Below are 2,356 nucleotides of genomic sequence, written 5' to 3' on the forward strand. Positions count from 1 at the left end.
AGACCGACCTACGGCAGCAGCGTCTTCACCAGTCAACTTCTTCGGCCCTTGGTATTATTCATCATGCCCCAAACGTCATGCCAAGAACTGATCTTGGCATCTCCAAGCGTAATGATTCATTCCGGCTTCGGAACCACACTAGAACGTTGATTTCGGCACGGAATTGACGCTGGGAGATGCCAAGATCAAGTCTTGGCATGACGATATTTTATTTAAAAATATCGTTACTGAACGATAGCTTGTTGAATACAGTTAACACATCCACTTTCCTACGACCTCGACACGATGGCGCCGCGCCGGTTGAGGCTCTTGGCGACTGAGTCGAGGCGGCGCTGGACGGTGTCGCCGATCAGGGCCCGGGCGTCCTCCGGCAGGATCAGGTACAGCGTTTCCTCGTCCAGGCTCAGGGCGGTCCGCTGAAGCAGCGTCACCACGCCGCCGGTCAACGTCTGGCCCAGACGCATGGCCAGACCCAGGATGTTCGCCTTGGCCGCCTTGGCGCTGTCGAGCAGGCTGCGGGCCATGGCGACGGGGGGATCTTCCATCCGGCCGCCGTAGCGGATGTAGAGCGTCAGCGCCAGGAAAGCGCGCTCGTCGTGGTCGATGCCGGCGAAGGGTATGCGCAGGACGCGGAGATAGGCATGTTCCGCCCGGTAGTCGGGGTGCTCGGACCAGCCGAGGTCGCTGAGCAGGCAGGCGGCGCGGCGCAGCCGGCCGGCTGATTCGTCTTCCCCGGCGAAGAGGGAGGCGGTCCAGCCCGCCATGATCTCGCCCTGGGCGAACCGGCCGATCCGCTTGGCGAGCGAGGCGCAGGAACTGACCAGCGGGTCCTGGCGCTGAATTTCCGGGCTGAGCATATCGAACAGCAGCCCTTCGCGCAGGCCATGGGCGGAGAACACGACGGTCGATGGCTGGACGTAGCGCAATAGCCGCTCCATCGCCAAGGCCGCGAAGGGGAGCGTATCGGAACGACGTCGCGAGACGCTGGACATCTTGTCGAGCGACGACCGGCTTTGCCGGGCGATCACGCCGGCGAAATCGCGCATCTGCGCGCCGGGTACGCAGTAGTGGTGGATGATGTGCAGGGGATGGCCGACCTGCTCCATGTGCAACTTGGCAAGAGCGCGCCAGCTTCCGCCGACGGGATAGAACGGGCGGTCCTTATGGCCGGACAGCCATGGCAGGGCTTCCAGGTGCTGATCTATGATGCGGTTGGCGTTGGATACCTTGCCGCCGCAGGACTCGAGCAATCGGAGCGGACCGAGCGGCATGGTCACCTGCGGGCCGATGACGCCGCGGTCGAGACCGACCAGTTCCAGGCTGCCGCCGCCGAGGTCGCCCATCAGGCCGTCGGCGCCCGGCGTGCCGGAGAGGACGCCGAGGGCGGACAAGCGTGCTTCCTCCTCGCCCGCGATGGTGCGGACGATCAGGCCGGTTCGCTGCTCGATGGCCGAGACGAAGGCCGCACCGTCTGAAGCATCGCGGACGGCGGCGGTCGCCAGCACCTCCACCTGCCCGACATCCATGCCGTCGATCAGGCGGGAGAAGCGCTCGATGTTGTCGAGCGCCAGGGTGACGCCTTCCGGATTCAGCCGGCCGGTCTTTTCCACCGTGCGGCCAAGGCCGCACATGATCTTCTCGTTGAACAGAGGCACCGGCGATCGGTTCAGTTCGTCGTAGACAACCAGGCGAATCGAGTTGGAGCCGATATCGATGACGGCGACCCTGCTGGTCGCGCGGCCCTCGATCGACGAACGCCGTTGAAGAGTTAAGGTCATGATGAAGCGCTCACCGGGCCTTTGTCGTGTTGCTTCGAATAACCGTTACCGGGATTGTTGCAGGACGAGCCTGGGCGGAATTCGTGCCCCGGCCGTAGCACTGCCGCGCCCGGACAGGCTCGGATTGGTCATGAAATAGGTGTGGGCGCTGAAGGCGTCCTTGTCGCGCACCGCACGGTGATAGACGCCGTCGGATGCCAGATACCAGCTTTGCGCCTCGTCCTTGAGGTTGGCGACCATGATCTGGTCGAGGATTTGCTGGTGGACGGTCGGGTTCTCGATCGGCACCAGGGTTTCGATCCGGCGGTCGAGGTTCCTCGGCATCCAGTCGGCGGAGGAGATATAGACCTTCGCTTCGGGCGACGGCAAGCTGTGCCCGTTGCCGAAACAGATAACGCGTCCGTGTTCAAGGAAACGGCCGACGATGCTCTTGACCCGGATATTGTCCGACAATCCCGGCACGCCGGGACGCAGGCAGCAGATGCCCCGGATGATCATGTCGATCCGGACGCCGTGGCAGGATGCCTTGTAAAGCTTGTCGATCAGCTGCGGATCGACAAGCGAGTTCAGCTTGAGCC

Annotated in this window: 1 protein-coding gene and 1 pseudogene; both read right to left on the reverse strand. The window is 63.3% G+C overall.

The genetic code is table 11. The annotated features are described in order from the left end of the window. Window positions 1-269: 269 nt before the first annotated feature. Window positions 270-1,778 (reverse strand): Ppx/GppA phosphatase family protein, encoded by a 1,509-nt coding sequence (locus AC5JJ6_RS09745; RefSeq protein WP_496041852.1) that lies wholly within the window; start codon window positions 1,776-1,778, stop codon window positions 270-272. 45 nt (window positions 1,779-1,823) lie between these two features. Further along, a pseudogene (locus tag AC5JJ6_RS09750) lies at window positions 1,824-2,356 on the reverse strand (RNA degradosome polyphosphate kinase); the annotation flags it as partial.

Source organism: Skermanella sp., from assembly GCF_059503625.1.

Bases quoted from the DNA above. Each gene is read 5' to 3' on its own strand.
- AC5JJ6_RS09745 (WP_496041852.1), bottom strand. From the start codon at position 1,778: ATGACCTTAACTCTTCAACGGCGTTCGTCGATCGAGGGCCGCGCGACC.